The 14,404-nt window shown below is 53.5% G+C and carries 18 protein-coding genes; 7 read left to right on the top strand and 11 right to left on the bottom strand.

Annotated elements, in window-relative coordinates; translation table 11 throughout:
• Positions 1–5: 5 nt before the first annotated feature.
• The 3 genes from osmX to F3J31_RS10905 form a co-directional block, all read right to left on the bottom strand.
• Positions 6–905 (bottom strand): osmoprotectant ABC transporter substrate-binding protein OsmX, encoded by a 900-nt coding sequence (gene osmX / locus F3J31_RS10895; protein WP_045910387.1) that lies wholly within the window; start codon positions 903–905, stop codon positions 6–8.
• Positions 906–923: 18 nt separating this feature from the next.
• Positions 924–1,634, bottom strand: a complete 711-nt coding sequence (osmY, locus tag F3J31_RS10900; RefSeq protein WP_167213022.1) for an osmoprotectant ABC transporter permease OsmY — start codon at positions 1,632–1,634, stop codon at positions 924–926.
• Between the two features lie 276 nt (positions 1,635–1,910).
• Complete coding sequence (locus F3J31_RS10905; RefSeq protein WP_167213025.1) at positions 1,911–2,858, bottom strand: NAD-dependent epimerase/dehydratase family protein; 948 nt, start codon at positions 2,856–2,858, stop codon at positions 1,911–1,913.
• Between the two features lie 91 nt (positions 2,859–2,949).
• Here F3J31_RS10905 and F3J31_RS10910 point away from each other — a divergent pair, with 91 nt between their 5' ends.
• A complete protein-coding gene (locus F3J31_RS10910) occupies positions 2,950–3,399 on the top strand; it encodes a MerR family transcriptional regulator (protein WP_045910390.1) in 450 nt (149 codons plus the stop codon).
• Here the strand turns inward: F3J31_RS10910 and F3J31_RS10915 are convergent.
• The 4 genes from F3J31_RS10915 to F3J31_RS10930 all read right to left on the bottom strand — a co-directional run bounded on the left by F3J31_RS10915 (position 3,349) and on the right by F3J31_RS10930 (position 7,314).
• A complete protein-coding gene (locus F3J31_RS10915) occupies positions 3,349–4,086 on the bottom strand; it encodes a YoaK family protein (RefSeq protein WP_167213028.1) in 738 nt (245 codons plus the stop codon). The genes F3J31_RS10910 and F3J31_RS10915 overlap by 51 nt on opposite strands.
• Before the next feature lie 158 nt (positions 4,087–4,244).
• Complete coding sequence (locus tag F3J31_RS10920; RefSeq protein ID WP_167213030.1) at positions 4,245–4,868, bottom strand: glutathione S-transferase family protein; 624 nt, start codon at positions 4,866–4,868, stop codon at positions 4,245–4,247.
• A gap of 84 nt (positions 4,869–4,952) precedes the next feature.
• Positions 4,953–6,137 (bottom strand): MFS transporter, encoded by a 1,185-nt coding sequence (locus F3J31_RS10925; protein WP_045910393.1) that lies wholly within the window; start codon positions 6,135–6,137, stop codon positions 4,953–4,955.
• Between the two features lie 49 nt (positions 6,138–6,186).
• Positions 6,187–7,314 carry an alpha/beta hydrolase gene (locus tag F3J31_RS10930; protein ID WP_167213033.1) on the bottom strand — a complete coding sequence of 376 codons (1,128 nt, stop codon included), beginning with the start codon at positions 7,312–7,314 and terminating at the stop codon, positions 6,187–6,189.
• A gap of 114 nt (positions 7,315–7,428) precedes the next feature.
• Here F3J31_RS10930 and F3J31_RS10935 point away from each other — a divergent pair, with 114 nt between their 5' ends.
• A complete protein-coding gene (locus tag F3J31_RS10935) occupies positions 7,429–8,313 on the top strand; it encodes a LysR family transcriptional regulator (RefSeq protein WP_045910615.1) in 885 nt (294 codons plus the stop codon).
• Between the two features lie 65 nt (positions 8,314–8,378).
• On the opposite strand, the gene F3J31_RS10940 is transcribed toward F3J31_RS10935, so the two are convergent.
• The gene (locus F3J31_RS10940; protein ID WP_032674674.1) at positions 8,379–8,615 is read right to left on the bottom strand and encodes a tautomerase family protein; all 237 of its coding nucleotides are present in this window, start codon (positions 8,613–8,615) and stop codon (positions 8,379–8,381) included.
• A 61-nt stretch (positions 8,616–8,676) separates the two neighbouring features.
• On the opposite strand from F3J31_RS10940, the gene F3J31_RS10945 reads away from it, so the two are divergent.
• A complete protein-coding gene (locus tag F3J31_RS10945) occupies positions 8,677–9,180 on the top strand; it encodes a helix-turn-helix domain-containing protein (protein WP_023311523.1) in 504 nt (167 codons plus the stop codon).
• Between the two features lie 398 nt (positions 9,181–9,578).
• A complete protein-coding gene (locus F3J31_RS10950; protein WP_167213036.1) occupies positions 9,579–10,034 on the top strand; it encodes a hypothetical protein in 456 nt (151 codons plus the stop codon).
• A 43-nt stretch (positions 10,035–10,077) separates the two neighbouring features.
• Here the strand turns inward: F3J31_RS10950 and F3J31_RS10955 are convergent, their stop codons facing one another.
• Positions 10,078–10,488, bottom strand: coding sequence for an SgcJ/EcaC family oxidoreductase (locus F3J31_RS10955; RefSeq protein ID WP_167213049.1), 411 nt, complete (start codon positions 10,486–10,488; stop codon positions 10,078–10,080).
• Between the two features lie 248 nt (positions 10,489–10,736).
• Here F3J31_RS10955 and F3J31_RS23425 point away from each other — a divergent pair, with 248 nt between their 5' ends.
• Together F3J31_RS23425 and F3J31_RS10965 are read left to right on the top strand one after the other, a co-directional pair.
• Positions 10,737–11,108 (top strand): hypothetical protein, encoded by a 372-nt coding sequence (locus tag F3J31_RS23425; RefSeq protein WP_080474224.1) that lies wholly within the window; start codon positions 10,737–10,739, stop codon positions 11,106–11,108.
• Positions 11,109–11,246: 138 nt separating this feature from the next.
• Positions 11,247–11,957, top strand: coding sequence for a YnfC family lipoprotein (locus F3J31_RS10965; protein ID WP_167213053.1), 711 nt, complete (start codon positions 11,247–11,249; stop codon positions 11,955–11,957).
• Positions 11,958–12,146: 189 nt separating this feature from the next.
• Here the strand turns inward: F3J31_RS10965 and F3J31_RS10970 are convergent, their stop codons facing one another.
• Both F3J31_RS10970 and F3J31_RS10975 read right to left on the bottom strand, forming a co-directional pair.
• Positions 12,147–12,464, bottom strand: a complete 318-nt coding sequence (locus tag F3J31_RS10970; protein WP_045335983.1) for a YebG family protein — start codon at positions 12,462–12,464, stop codon at positions 12,147–12,149.
• Between the two features lie 70 nt (positions 12,465–12,534).
• Positions 12,535–12,888 (bottom strand): helix-turn-helix domain-containing protein, encoded by a 354-nt coding sequence (locus tag F3J31_RS10975; protein ID WP_025911432.1) that lies wholly within the window; start codon positions 12,886–12,888, stop codon positions 12,535–12,537.
• A gap of 337 nt (positions 12,889–13,225) precedes the next feature.
• Here F3J31_RS10975 and F3J31_RS10980 point away from each other — a divergent pair, with 337 nt between their 5' ends.
• Entirely contained in the window at positions 13,226–14,401 is a 1,176-nt protein-coding gene (locus tag F3J31_RS10980) for an efflux RND transporter periplasmic adaptor subunit (RefSeq protein ID WP_167213055.1), read from the top strand.
• Positions 14,402–14,404 lie beyond the last annotated feature (3 nt).

Below are 14,404 nucleotides of genomic sequence, written 5' to 3' on the forward strand. Positions count from 1 at the left end.
GCCTCCTACAGCAACTGTTTGCTACGCAGGAAATCACGGGCGACCTGCTGCGGTGACTGATGGTCGATATCCACCTTCTTGTTCAGTTCGGTGATAACGTCGTTGTTGAGTTGGGCAGAGAGGGTGTTGAGCGCCTCTTCCAGGCCCGGATTGGCCTCCAGCGTGTCCTTACGGACCACCGGGGTGACGGCATAGCTCGGGAAGAAGCCTTTATCATCTTCCAGCACCTTGAGGTCGAAGCCTTTCACGCGCCCGTCGGTGGTGTAAATCAGCCCGGCGTCGACGAAGCCGTCGCGCACCGCGTTATAGACCAGGCCGGGGTCCATCTGACGGATCTGCGGGCGGTCCAGGTCCATCTTATAGGCGGCCTGAAGCGGCTTCATGCCGTCGCTGCGCCCGGCAAATTCAAGGTCTAAGCCCAGCAGCCAGTTTTTGTCCGGGTTGGTTTTACGGATCTGCTCAATCTTCGCCACCATGTCCGACATGGTGTTGATATGTTCCGCCTCGGCGCGCTTGCGCTGCATGGCGAACGCATAGGTGTTGTTCATGTCGGCGGGCTTGAGCCAGACCAGACCGTGCTTCGCGTCCAGACGTTTCACCGTCTCGTAAGACTCCTCTGGCGACATGCGCTTGTTGATGTGGTTAAAGATGATTAATGACGTGCCGGTGTACTCCCAGGTCATATCAATCTGTTTGTTGATCATCGCGTTACGGGAAATCACCGTGGCGATATTGGTTTGCGGCTGAACCTGGAATCCTTTCTTTTGCAGGTACTGCACGGTCATCGCCGAGAGAATATGCTGCTCGGTAAAGCTCTTGGTTGCCAGAATCAGCGGGGCCGCCATCGCCTGGCTGGTGAACAGCACCGCTGCACACAGCGCCGTCAGGCCGGAAAACAGTCTCATAAAAGCTCCTTGTTATTGTTATCGAGCGAGATGGGGACTCATCACGCGACCCAGCGCCGCCAGCAGGGTATCGAGGATCAGTGCGAACAGGGCGGTGGCCGCCGCGCCGAGGATCAGGGTCGGGAAATCGTTCAGATAAATGCCGGGGAAAATCAGCTCGCCGTAGCTGCTGGCACCAATCAGGAACGCCAGCGGTGCGGTACCGACGTTAATGGCGGTGGCGATGCGGATCCCTGAGAGCATCACCGGCCAGGCGGCAGGCAGCTCAACCTGGCGCAGACGCTGCCATTTGGTCATGCCAATCCCGTTTGCCGCTTCCAGCAGCGACGGTGGGACCGAGCATAGCCCGGCATAGGTATTACGCACGATCGGCAGCAGCGAGGCGAGGAACAGGGCGATGATGGCGGGCGTATCGCCGATGCCGATCACCACCATCGCCAGTGCCAGCACGGCCAGCGGTGGCAGCGTATTGCCGACGTTGAAGATTTGCATCACATATTCGGCAATACCCCGCGCGGCCGGGCGGCTCAGCAGAATACCCGCCGGAATACCCACCAGCAGGGCAAAGAACATTGATGAGAAAACCAGAATCATATGCTGTTGCCCGAGATAGATCAGGTCAACCCGACGCGCTTTGATGGTCTCCAGCCCGATCCCCCAGACGAGGAGGGCGAGAACCACGATAATCGCGCCGACAAACAGCAGCGAACGTTTGAGTAATGGGTGCATTGCGGTGTGTCTCCCTGTGCGCATGCGTTATAGCAACCACCGGTTGCCTGTTGTTATGCCATGTTTCGGCAGGGGTAGATGACCTATAGCAAGCGTTTGGGAAGGGTTCCAGCGAAGGGGTAAAATCAGTAACCCTATGAAACTAGTGGCAACCTAAGGTCAGGCCTTATGGCATAAGGCCTGATTGTGGGGCGGGCAGAATAGTCCTAAAGAAGAGATTTGAATGTGACGTTGTCACGAATAATGCACCGCATTCCCGGTGACGCGGCGCCGTGATTACGCTGCACCGGGCTCTTTTGATTTCCACTCTTGCCAGATGTTCTCGAGTCCCTTCCGGTATGACGTAACGGTGAACGCAGGGAAATGCTCTTTAAACTTCGTCGAATCAAACAGGTTGTCAGCCTCGTACCGGGGCAACAGCTCGCGCATTTCGCGCGCGCCTTGCGAAAACAGCGCCGTCGCGGCGAAGGCCAACTTGCCGAGGACGGAGTAGTCCGCTGGCTGTCCAAAGACCTCACAGGCGAGAGTGACGAACTGCTGGTACGTCAGCCTTTCATCGCAGCAGGGCAAGTGCCACGTCTGCCCGTAGGCCTCAGGGGTATTGCCCAGCAGAGCGAGCGCGCGACTGGCATCCGGCGTCCAGATGAGGGTGCGAAGCGTGTCGTCACGCACCGGAACGCGCGGACGCTTATGCTGCTTCAGCCTGTCGATAATGAGCGTATTGGTGAAGCTCTGCGTTTTCTCAGGCCCGTAAAACTCCGGCGCCCGACCGATGAGGACGGGAATGTCGCCCCGTTGCATTTCGTCAAGCACCCGGTTTGCCATCAGGGCGCGCACGTGGCCTTTCCGCCCCCAGGGCGCAAAGCGCGTCTCTTCGGTTTGCGGCACGTTACTCTGGGGGTACATATAGGTGTTGTCGAAATAGACGAATTTTGCCCCCGCCTTACGCGTGGCCTCCAGGGCATTGTCCAGCATGGTCGGAAAATGACGCTCCCACAGCGCGGAATCAGGCGGCAGACCGGCGGTAAAATAGACCGTATCGCTACCGTTAATCGCCACCTGCGTCTGCTGCGCATCCAGGAGATCGGCTGCAACCGTGCTATCGCTGGCGTTGACTTTCTGCGGATGTCGGCTGACCAGCCTGATCTCGTCGGTATATTCGCGTTTAAGCTCGCGGGCAAGTTCACGGGCAATTTGCCCGCTGGCGCCCAGAATAGTGTGCATTTTAGCTCCTGATGAGATGACGATCCGGTTGACCGCATAAAAAGTTTAAGCTTAAAGTTAACTTTAAGGTCAATATGCCAGAGCGGACGAAATGAAAATTGGCGAGCTGTCGAAAATGACGGGAATTACCCCGTCGCGCATTCGGTTTTATGAGGCGGAAGGCTTACTGCCGCGACCCGTCAGGCAGGGGAACGGGTACCGTACCTATTCCGCTGATGCGGTTGCGCTGCTGAACATTATCGACAATGCGCAACGGACCGGGTTCACCCTTGAGCAAATACGGCGCTTCTTGCCGCAGCCGCAACAGCGCTGGGATCATGAGGGACTGATCCAGTCCCTGAAGACACGCATTGCTGAAATAGAGGCGATGCAGAAGCAGCTGGAGGAAAACCGAAGGGAGCTGCTGGACCTGGTCACGAGTATCACCCACAGGCCGGAGGGCATCACCTGTGATGACAACATGCAGCGCCTGCTGGGGCAGTTGCAACCCTCAGACGCCAGCGCGAACCCGTCGAACCCGCGACGAGACGGTGATAATTGAGACGGTGGCGACAACCGCGAGCATTACCCCCAGCGCCAGCATGGCGTTAAAGCCAATCCATCGGAACAGCAGCAGCCCCGCAATACCGCCCGTAATGAACGAAAACAGGGTGGTTAAGTGGGTTTTTAGCTGGCTTTTTTGCGCCGCCGTATCTTTGGAGTAATCCCTGCGAAGCATCGCCACCATGACGGAGGCCAGGGAAATCCCCGCGTCCGTTAGCGTGCCGGTAATGTGCGTCGATCTTACCCGTCCGCCGGAAAGTTGCGTGGAGGTGGAATTATGAATGCCCATCAGAAAGCAGAGAAAAAGAATAATCTCGCGATTGCTGGTGAGCGCATGGAAATACATTTCGTAAAAGGAAACGCCGGTCAGTAATATCCCCTCGACAAAAAGGATTTGGCAAAAAACCAGCCTGACGTTATGGATAATACCCCATATGACGATCGTGCGCGCAATAATGGCGCCAGCCACAAAAGAGAGAATTATCGAGCCGAAGAAAATAATATCGCTCAGATCGGTAGAAGAAACTTCGCTGGATAACTGTGAGGTGTTGCCGGTCATGTGTGAGGGGAAAAAGCCAAATGCCCCGAGGGCGATGGCGTTCAGCAAACCTGCTGAGGTCGCCAGCCAGAGAGCAAGCCGGCGATCCTCCTGATGCGTTCGTTCTTTCTTGAGTTTAATCAGCAAGAATACCTCCGGGTTGAGCTTTGCCTGACTATTCAGGCTAGCAAAGCGGTGCAACGGGCTGTCCAGGATATGGCTTAATTATTATTCCCTCTGACGACAATCAGGGTTTCGTAATTAAAAAAACAGCCTCGTTGGGGTATTCATTCAGGCATTAAGTTTTACACCATGCCGTTATTGCCGTGACGCAAAAATGCCGGACGCTGGTTAAGACGCTCGAACCAGGCCTCAATGGCGGGCACGTCTGGCTTATCAAACGGCGTCATTTTCCAGCGATTCACCGACAGCCCAAGCACCACGTCAGCGAGGGTAAACGTCTCGCCCGCCGCAAAGGCCCCGGTGCGCTGTAACTGGTTTTCCAGAATGGTGATGCAGTGGTTCCACTCTTTGATTCCTGCCGCAATGCGCTCGGGGTCGTTAAAGGCCGGGTTTTTACGCCCCAGCGCCGGGAAGACATAGCGCCAGGCGTTGTTAAATTCAGTGGCCTGCCAGTCCATCCAGCGCTCAACGTTGGCGCAAGCCTGCGGTGCGGCAGGCAGCAGATCGTGGCGTTCGGCCTTGCGCGCCAGATAACGGCAGATGGAATTGGACTCCCACAGCACGAAATCGTCATCAATCAGCACTGGCACCATGGCGTTGGGATTCAGGGCGCGGAAGGCATCCGTTTCCGTTGAGGCAAAACCACTGCCGTAATCTTCCTGTTGATAGGCTATGCCTGCTTCTTCGCAGGTCCAGAGTACTTTTCGAACGTTGATGGAGGTGGTTTTGCCGAGGATGGTGATCATTGCGCAGGTGTCCTTTAATGGATGTTATTGTTTAAAAACAATACACGAACGGTGAAGAAAAGCGTCAAAAAATCATCCGGCGCGTTATTTGTGAAGACGCGAAAGCAGAAACGTTAGCGCTGCCGCAAAGAGGAGCACTATGCCACTCAATGCAAACGTGCTCTGCCAGCTATAACGATCGAACGCTATACCGCCCGCCGTTGAGCCGAGCGCAATGGCGAGCTGGATCACCGCAACCATCAGTCCACCGCCGGCTTCAGCATCCTTCGGCAGCGTTCGCGCAATCCACGTCCACCACCCCGTCGGTGCTGATGTTGCCAGCATCCCCCATAGGCCTGACAGCAGGGCCACAATCCACACGTTATGCCCGGCGAGAATCAACGCGACTGCGATGGCCGCCATCAGTAGAGGGATCGCGATCAGCGTTATGTAAAACGCGGCATTAAGCACCAGGGCAACGAAAAGGGTGCCCACAAAACCCGCAACGCCTATGGTGAGCAAAATCAGCGACAGCCCGGCTCCGCTCACCCGGGTGACGGTTTCAAGGAACGGGCGCAGATAGGTAAACAGCGCAAACTGCCCCATAAAGAACAGGCCGCAGGCCAGCAGACCAACGGAAACGGCAGGCTGGCGGAATAACCGAAAAACACTTCCTCGTGATGTACCGTTTTTACGCGCGTTCATGTCAGGCAGGCTTAAACACTGCCAGATGAACGCGACTATCGCCACGGGCACCAGACAAAGAAATGCGCCGCGCCAGCCAATAGTGGCCCCAAGATAGCTGCCAAGCGGGGCGGCCACCACCGTTGCCAGCGCGTTACCGCCGTTGAAAATGGCCAGCGCGCGCGCAACCTTATGCGGCGGAACAAGGCGAATGGCCGTTGCGGCAGACATGGACCAGAACCCGCCTATAGCGATACCGATCAGTGCGCGGCCTGTCATGTAAACCAGATAGTTTGGGGCGAAAGCGATAATCATCCCCGAGAGCGCCATCAGGAGCGTCATGCCCAGAAGAAGGTGTTTGCGGTTTATATTCCCGGCAAGCCGGGAAAGGAAGAGGCTGGTCAGCACCGCCAGCGCGCCGGAAATCGCGATCCCCTGGCCAGCGAGACCCTCCGTAACGCCCAAATCTCTGGCAAGGGGGGTAAGCAGGCTGACGGGCATAAATTCCGAGGCAATCAGGACAAATACGCACAGGGTCATGGCAAAAACGCCACTCCAGTGTGCATGCTCTGTGTTCTGTGAAGTGGTGCGGCTCAGTGTAGACATAGTCAGATTTCACAAAGAGCCACCCGTTTAGGGCGGGTGGCGTAGAGGTTTATTTCAGGTTGGTTTTGAAGAACTGCTCAAACTGGCCGAAGGGGATCTTCCCGGCAGCATTATCGTAGAGATCGACATGGTTTGCGCCCGGAACAATCACCAGTTCCTTCTGCTTGCTGCCGACCGCTTTAAACGCATCTTCAGCAAAGTAGCGGGAGTGTGCCTTTTCACCGGTTACGATAAGCGTTGGGATAGTAATTTCCCCGGCGTAGCTCAGCAGCGGCATATTCATAAATGATAATGGCGTGGTCGCGGTCCACGCGCCGTTGGAGTTGACGGAGCGCGCATGGAAGCCGCGCGGCATACGGTAGTAGTCAAAGAACTCTTTGAGTACCGGATTCGGGTTGTCAGGTAACGCCTCCGGCAGAATACGTTCAGCTGCCGTCACCTTGCCGTTCTCATCGACATAAATGTCATGGCCGCCGTGCGCGAAGGTACCGTTCTCAGCATCTTTCCAGCGCTGTGCGTTCAGATACTGCAGAACGGCACGGCGGTCAGACGTTGAATAGCGATCTTTTCCGTCGCCCACGCCGTGGCCCATCGCCCGGCTCATGTCATACATCACGCTGGTGGCGACCGCCTTCACGCGGGTGTCCATGGATGCTGCGTTGAGCGCCATACCGCCCCAGCCGCAGATGCCGAGAATACCAATGCGGTTACGATCAACCTCTTTCTGCAACCCGAGGAAGTCCACCGCCGCGCTAAAGTCTTCAGTGTTGATATCCGGAGACGCTACGTTGCGCGGCTGGCCACCGCTTTCGCCCGTATAGGACGGATCGAACGCCAGGGTCACAAACCCATTTTCTGCAAGGGTTTGCGCATACAGGCCGCTGGACTGCTCTTTGACCGCGCCAAATGGCCCGCTGACCGCAATCGCCGCCAGCTTGCGGTCGCCGCGGTTTTTGGGAAGATACAGATCGCCTACCAAAGTGATCCCGTATCGGTTCTGGAAGGACACCTTACGGTGATCGACTTTGTCACTTTCGGCGAAGGTTTTATCCCATGCGCTCACCATCGAAACAGGCGCGTTTGGGTTGGTGGTTTCTGCATAACTCATTGTTGTCACTCCACTTAATGATGCACATAGCAGCATCGCAACGGACAGTTTTTGGGTAAATGTTTTCATAGAAATGAACCCTGGGTTGTTGTGTTGCGGTCATTATAGTTAGCAGAAATAGTGCTGATTAGAGGACGAAATCTGCTAGGATTCATATCATATTGTTATAAATTGGTGGGGATGATGGCGAAACGGGAAAACTATAATGAGCTGTACCTGTTCATGCAGGTGGTACGGGAGGGGAGCTTCACGGCGGCTGCGCAGCGGCTTGGGCTGGCGCAATCCGGGATCAGCCGCTCGGTTCGCGAGCTGGAAGAGCGATTGGGCGTTCAACTTCTGGTCCGCACCACGCGCAAGCTCTCGCTCACCCATGCCGGGGAACAGCTTTATCAGACCGCCGAGTCTGCATTCGATACGCTCGATACGGGTCTGGCGACCCTGGCACACTATCGTCAGACGCCGTCCGGCACGGTGCGTATTAATGCCAGCCAGCACGCTATCGATAAATGTCTGCTGCCAAAGCTCGCCATTTTTAAACAGCGTTACCCGGACATCAGGCTGGAACTGATGAATGAAAGCCGCTTCGTCGACATTATCGCCGAGCGGTTCGATGCGGGTGTCAGACTGGGGCCGGAAGTGGGGCAGGGAATGATTGCAGTGCGTATCACGCCTGATATGGAAATGGCCGCGGTGGCTGCCCCGGAACACTTCAGACGCTACGGTTTTCCTCAGACGCCAGCCGATTTAGTGGCTCATCCCTGCATTGCCTACCAGTTTGCCGACGGTAGTGACTATCAGTGGGAACTGGTGCAGGACGGGAAAAAAATCACCCATCGGCCAGAGGGGCAATGGGCGCTGTCTGACAGCTACATGGAAGCCGAGGCCGCCCGGCTGGGGCTTGGGCTGGCCTATGTCCCGGTGGAGCTGGTGGCTGACGATCTGGAGCGCGGAACGCTTATCCGGGTGTTGCAGCGCTATAGCCTGCGCATGGACGGGTTGTATCTCTATTATCCGCACCGCAACGTGTCGCCTGCCCTGAGGGCTGTGATCGATACGCTGAAAATTTAGGGCGGCATAACATCACGAGAGCGGACATTCAAACTGCCCGCCTGTGAGCTATGACTAAAAATAAATCAGGACCGCTGTGGTGAGGCAAATTTTGCAGCAATCATTTCAGATGTGGGCTGTATTCCCCCAAGACTCCACTGTTCCGGTTCATGCTCGTCAATACGGATCCATACTGAACGCCGGAATTCAGGATCGCCGTTTCCCTCAATTTCAACAATAAGGTCAGTCATACGACGTAGCAGTTCTTTTTTTTGCTCCGAATTCATAATTCCTTTAATGGTTTGCACATTTACGAAGGGCATTGTATTCTCCTTAAATAACTGAGTCTTTAAATCATACTCAGGTTACGAGGCAAACGAAGAGATGTCAAAAAATAAATCATTACCGTACTTATTACCTGAGCTTTGTGGGTTAGCGGCGGCCGCTGAGCTTCTTGGCGATCAATGGGTTTTGTTGATTCTGAGAGAGGCGTTTTATGGGGTAACACGCTTTGAAACGATACGGGATCATACAAAAATCACCAGGCAGACGCTTGCGAACCGGTTAAAAAAAATGACTGAACTCGGCCTGCTTTGCAAAATCCCTTATCAGGAAGAAGGGGCGCGTGAACGGTATGAGTATGTTCTCACCGCCAAAAGCCGCAGCCTTGCGCCGATTCTTTTCTCTTTGATGGAGTGGGGTCATAAAAACATACTGCACGACGCACCGCATATTGCGTTAACAGACAAAGAAAGTGGAGAAGTGGTGAATAGCGCCTATGTTACCGCCGACGGTAAGTTCGTTGACCCTAAAAACGTTCGGTTAACGTTTCACGACAGCCAATACTTAGCCGCCATGCCCCAGGCGCCTGACCATACTGACGCTTAAAGCTGCGGTTGAAGGACTGCCGGGAGTCAAAGCCCAGCGAGAGCGGTGATTGATACCCTTAAAATTTAGGGCAGCGTTGTCATTCTGGAAGGCGTCTCGCAAACCGCAAAGTAACCTTATGAAATTCAGCGTTATGTCTTTTCCTCTACGGGGCGCGGTCGTAAAGTGCCTGCGTTGCGGCACATCCGCAATCGGGCGTAGGAACCCGTCAACCATATAGTGACATTACGTATGTCGCAGCAGTGCCGATCTCGTTACAATAACGGTGGCGCTGACGGAGCAGCCGTAAGGCTGGCCGTTTTCTATATGGGCGGTATTCCTACCTCTGTCAGCGCTACCCCCCGAGCGTAGGAACTCAAAGGGTGGTTAAATAAACTCCATATAGAAGGAAGCCTTGTATGGCGACTATCCCAACCTTGACTTATCTCCCGTCTGACGAAAACGTCATTCTGCAACTTATCTCCCGACCGCTTCCGACCGATGCGGATCTCTTTGACGTCGCCGACAACTGCGCCGCGCTTGTGAGCGTGCTGGTCGAAACCGATGATGTCGCGAGCCGTACAGCGCTGTGCGAGCGTCTCCTTCAGGCCATGCGCAGGCTACGTGAACTCTGTGATGTCGATCTTCCGCCATACCTGATTGAACAGTTGATCATGGGTGAGAAAATCAACTCCTGCGTGCCCGACTGTTGGCAGGACACCTTAACGCAGGTGGACTATGTTCTGGCGCTGACGCAAGCCGTTATGGGGGGAACGCTACCCGCTCACGTAGCGAAAGAGCTGACGGGCCTGCTGCACGATATGGTGTGGCTGCTGGCTGAGTTTGTGAAGGAGCCGCGCATTACTGCGCATTAAGGGGCTGGCGTGGAGGGGCGGCAGCGCCCCTTTGAAGCCGTGATTAACGCGATCGGTTTCCGGTATCCAGAAGCGACGTGCCGTAGGAGTTGTCGATAGTACAAAGCCAGCGACCGTCGCTTTCCAGCCGAAAAACATAGGTCGCGCGGCGCGACATTTCCGTTATTCCACCCTGACCATCAGGAAAACGCAGAACTGTTTCCATGATAACGAGGGCATTGTCACCGCCTTCGATCACCTGCATCTCTCCTTGTTCCACAATCAATTGGTCCTGGAAATAATCTGAGATGGCAATAAACGCGTTGCGGATGTTTTCTTTGCCTTTAACCGTCATGCCTGGCTTGACCACCAAAGCCGCGTCTTCGGCGTAGTATTCCATCAGCTCGTCATAGTTTTTGGTGGTGATAGCGTGGTCACAGGATTCGATGATCTGGCGTAACGGATGTGGGGTCATGCGTATTTTCTCAGAGAGGGGGAAGTGTATTAACTTAACAGTCTTGCGTGTTTGTATAGCTACCAGGTTTTGTGGTTGGAAGGTTTAGCATAGAAGCGGATAGTTTTAAGGTTACGCCTGCTATGAATTGTGAGCTCAACGGGGTGATTTCTAATCTGATATCAAGTCATTAAAACCTTCATCTGTCAGGTTTTGTGTCAGCAGTCCCTACAGCAGGATAATAACTTCCTTGGGTAACTAAAGATTTTTTGCACAAAGTCGATAACTCCCCGGAAGACAGTCATTTGACGAAACAGTATTTATCAGGGGAAAAAAAGTTGAGATTTCTAACATTGTTTATCCTCCTTATTGCTATTACCTTACATGCCGAAGAACATGATTATGGCCCACCTGTCTCTGTATGCCTGAACAAACATACCTTTCCCTATATCAACACGATGATTCCAGCTGAAAATATTGTTAATGACGCTTATCTGGCGTGCCAGGGTGTCGTTGATGAATGGAATCGTGAGAGAGAATCCTTGCCCAAAGAAATGGTAATCAAGCAGAATAAGGAGTTGCGTGATATGTATATCAGGATGATTGAGATCCGTCGGAAAGCGAGTGCACACAAAAAATGAGGGGCCCTTGTATCGATTGATTAGAACAAAAAGCAGACACTTAACGTGTGTCATGGAAATGCTTTGATTATTCGTAAAATATGAGAGCGCGAATTCACATCATCGTTGAATACTATTTTATTAATAAAGGGATGACTTATGAAAACAGGTGTTTTTTTAAATCTATTATTATTGACGTTATCATTTGATGTCGCGGCATTTACTCAATTCAAACCGTCGGTCTTAAATGCTGCTCTTTTATTCGATCATGATGCAACAACCGGGAACGTAAAACATAGCCTCCAGTGGATGCGGGATGTTACAGGTAAACTTCAGGTTATGACAGAAGTTAGATATGATCGCAGCGGATGCTTTACGAGTATCAACATGGTTGACAAGGCAAATGATCGAGAGTTTCATTTGGTCAATAAAGATGGCTTACTGACGTCACTTAAAGGCCAGCGTATTACCGGAAAAATAAATGAGCGCTGCGAAATTACTGAGCTTGAGAATGAAAAGGGTAATTACTTACTCAGTTATAATATACGTGGCTTGCTGGAAAAAATAATGGACAAAGATACGGGCGAAGTTGTAGAGCGATATGAGTATCATAACAGCCAATTCCCCGTTCGCATAATAAACTACAAAGATCCAAAAGATGAACACATCGTTTACCCATCCGGGAGTGCGCAATTCCTTGACTCAGAATTAGTGTCGAAAAGAGAGGACATCACTTTCATGGTGAAGCAAAGCTGTGCTTACACCGCTGATGGTAATGCAGATAAATGCTCGCTCATAGCATCCACTAACGACGACTATCGTGACTCAAGCCTCGTATGGATTTCTAATCACAAAAATGAATATTTCTAAATTATATTAAAAGGACTGAACCCACTTCACCTTCCCGAAAGTCCTATTTTTTAATGTAAGTGCATTATCTCCTGCTTTGAAACGATGGTATCGTTAACATCAATCAGCAGGAGAGTACTACAGACAGCCAAAAAGCCGTAAGCAGTTATCTGCTTACGGCTTCCAGAACGGTGATGATTTTTCTGACAATCAGGCCGCTTTCACAGCCCTGATTTTTTTCGTGTCAGCCGCATCGGAGTCTGTTGTATCCGCTACAGCTGGAGCAGTGAGATCGGGAAGCTTGCTGGTACGCAGAATATGCTGCACGGTCTCTTTCTGCTCGGCGAGATACAGGCCAAGATTTTCAGCCTGCGTTTCATCCATCTGCATTCCGCTTTGCAACAGCCAGTCGGTGAACGCGTCGGCCATATCGAGCAGCTTGTCGTGAGCGTCAGCCTCTTTCTTACTGGCAAAAGTCATTTTCTCTTCACCTTTTCTTACGACAACAAATTTTGTTTCAACAGCCATCGTGCACCTCGCTATACTGTATTTATATACAGTATAACAGCAACAGATCGATGTTGCAGCAAAATATGCATTACTGGCGAAGCTGCTGTGTTTCCGGGCCACCCATACTCCGTCGCCATGCCCCAGGCGCCTGACCATACTGACGCTTAAAGCTGCGGTTAAAGGATTGCTGGGAGTCAAAGCCCAGCGCGATCGCCACGTTCAGAATCGGTTCGTCACTGTGGGATAACCGCTCAACCGATTTTTGCAGCTTTTGCGCGCGAATATACCCGGCGAGGGGATAGCCCGTATGCTCTTTGAACAGGCGCTGGAGGTGCCATTTTGAGTAGCCGGAACGCCTGGCGACGGTCTCAATGTCCAGTCGGCTGTCCAGGTTGTTGTCGATCCAGTCGAGTAAATCATGCATAAATGCGCCAGTGTTCATCTGGTTACCCCCACGCAGCGGATGAAAAAGTATCTTTGTCTGTTGCATTTAAAGGTGGCGCGTTTTTGCAGTAATTGCAAGTTTTATTGTTGCATTTAAATCCCTGACCGAAACGGGTCTTTTCACATCCACTCAAATAGCACATAAAGTGCAACAATTATTCTTGCACTTAGTTAAGCGCCTTCCTACAATCGCCGCGAATAGTGTATTCGCAACTGTTACAGTTTTGTGGCGATGAACGACACAAATGGCCTTAAGACAGCCCCCGGACAAAGGAAGTGGCGCGGTGCCTCCTGCTGCGTCTTGCCCGGTGGCGACAATTATCGGAATAAAAATAATGAGCCTGCAAAAAACCTGGGGTAATTCTCATCTGAGCGCGCTGGGGGCCATGTTGCTCTCCGTGCTGCTCGTCGGATGCGATAACAGCGTCGCGCAAAATGCCGCGCCACCTGCGCCTGCCGTGAGTGCCGCTGACGTGGTGGTGAAATCGATTAGCCAGTGGGATAGCTTTAACGGCCGGATTGAAGCGGTGGAGAGCGTTCAGCTGCGCCCGCGCGTGTCCGGCTACATTGACAAGGTGAATTACACCGACGGCCAGGAAGTGAAGAAGGGCGAGGTGCTGTTCACCATTGATGATCGTACCTATCGCGCCGCGCTGGAACAGGCGCAGGCAAACCTGGCGAGAGCCAAAACGCAGGCCAGCCTGGCGCAAAGTGAGGCTAACCGTACCGATAAGCTGATCAATACCCATCTGGTCTCACGGGAAGAGTGGGAGCAGCGTCGCTCGGCTGCCGTTCAGGCGCAGGCCGACATTCGCGCCGCGCAGGCGGCGGTTGACGCAGCCCAGCTCAACCTGGACTTCACCAAAGTGACCGCGCCTATCGATGGTCGCGCCAGCCGGGCGCTGATCACCAGCGGGAACCTGGTGACTGCGGGCGACACTGCCAGCGTCCTCACCACGCTGGTCTCGCAGAAGACGGTGTACGTCTACTTTGACGTGGACGAGTCAACCTACCTTCACTATCAAAACCTGGCCCGCAGCGGGCAGGGGGCGTCCAGCAATCACACGGCGCTGCCGGTTGAGATTGGCCTGACGGGCGAGGAGGGCTATCCCCATCAGGGCAAAGTGGATTTCCTGGATAACCAGCTCACGCCGAGCACCGGGACCATCCGCATGCGCGCGCTGCTGGATAACTCACAGCGTCAGTTTACACCGGGACTGTTTGCCCGCGTACGCCTGCCGGGCAGCGCGGAATTCAAAGCCACGCTTATCGACGACAAGGCGGTGCTGACCGATCAGGATCGTAAATACGTCTATATCGTGGATAAAGAGGGGAAAGCGCAGCGTCGCGACATTACGCCGGGACGTCTGGCAGACGGTTTACGCATTGTGCGGCAGGGGCTGAACCCTGGTGACAAAGTCATCGTCGAGGGTTTACAGAAAGTGTTTATGCCGGGTATGTCGGTTAACGCCAAAACCGTTGCCATGACCGCCACCAGCGCCCTCAACTGATCC

Origin of the sequence: Enterobacter sp. Acro-832 (assembly GCF_011752745.1) — a bacterium.
In the GTDB taxonomy this organism is placed as follows: domain Bacteria; phylum Pseudomonadota; class Gammaproteobacteria; order Enterobacterales; family Enterobacteriaceae; genus Enterobacter; species Enterobacter quasiroggenkampii.

What these genes read in the sequence shown, in the direction of transcription:
- F3J31_RS10925 (WP_045910393.1), bottom strand. Translation starts at nt 6,137, where the DNA reads ATGTCTACACTGAGCCGCACCACTTCACAGAACACAGAGCATGCACAC.
- F3J31_RS10905 (WP_167213025.1), bottom strand. Translation starts at nt 2,858, where the DNA reads ATGCACACTATTCTGGGCGCCAGCGGGCAAATTGCCCGTGAACTTGCC.
- F3J31_RS10935 (WP_045910615.1), top strand. Translation starts at nt 7,429, where the DNA reads ATGGCGAAACGGGAAAACTATAATGAGCTGTACCTGTTCATGCAGGTG.
- osmX (WP_045910387.1), bottom strand. Translation starts at nt 905, where the DNA reads ATGAGACTGTTTTCCGGCCTGACGGCGCTGTGTGCAGCGGTGCTGTTC.
- osmY (WP_167213022.1), bottom strand. Translation starts at nt 1,634, where the DNA reads ATGCACCCATTACTCAAACGTTCGCTGCTGTTTGTCGGCGCGATTATC.
- F3J31_RS10910 (WP_045910390.1), top strand. Translation starts at nt 2,950, where the DNA reads ATGAAAATTGGCGAGCTGTCGAAAATGACGGGAATTACCCCGTCGCGC.
- F3J31_RS10945 (WP_023311523.1), top strand. Translation starts at nt 8,677, where the DNA reads ATGTCAAAAAATAAATCATTACCGTACTTATTACCTGAGCTTTGTGGG.
- F3J31_RS10950 (WP_167213036.1), top strand. Translation starts at nt 9,579, where the DNA reads ATGGCGACTATCCCAACCTTGACTTATCTCCCGTCTGACGAAAACGTC.
- F3J31_RS10980 (WP_167213055.1), top strand. Translation starts at nt 13,226, where the DNA reads ATGAGCCTGCAAAAAACCTGGGGTAATTCTCATCTGAGCGCGCTGGGG.
- F3J31_RS10930 (WP_167213033.1), bottom strand. Translation starts at nt 7,314, where the DNA reads ATGAAAACATTTACCCAAAAACTGTCCGTTGCGATGCTGCTATGTGCA.
- F3J31_RS10920 (WP_167213030.1), bottom strand. Translation starts at nt 4,868, where the DNA reads ATGATCACCATCCTCGGCAAAACCACCTCCATCAACGTTCGAAAAGTA.
- F3J31_RS10965 (WP_167213053.1), top strand. Translation starts at nt 11,247, where the DNA reads ATGAAAACAGGTGTTTTTTTAAATCTATTATTATTGACGTTATCATTT.
- F3J31_RS10940 (WP_032674674.1), bottom strand. Translation starts at nt 8,615, where the DNA reads ATGCCCTTCGTAAATGTGCAAACCATTAAAGGAATTATGAATTCGGAG.
- F3J31_RS10975 (WP_025911432.1), bottom strand. Translation starts at nt 12,888, where the DNA reads ATGAACACTGGCGCATTTATGCATGATTTACTCGACTGGATCGACAAC.
- F3J31_RS10955 (WP_167213049.1), bottom strand. Translation starts at nt 10,488, where the DNA reads ATGACCCCACATCCGTTACGCCAGATCATCGAATCCTGTGACCACGCT.
- F3J31_RS10970 (WP_045335983.1), bottom strand. Translation starts at nt 12,464, where the DNA reads ATGGCTGTTGAAACAAAATTTGTTGTCGTAAGAAAAGGTGAAGAGAAA.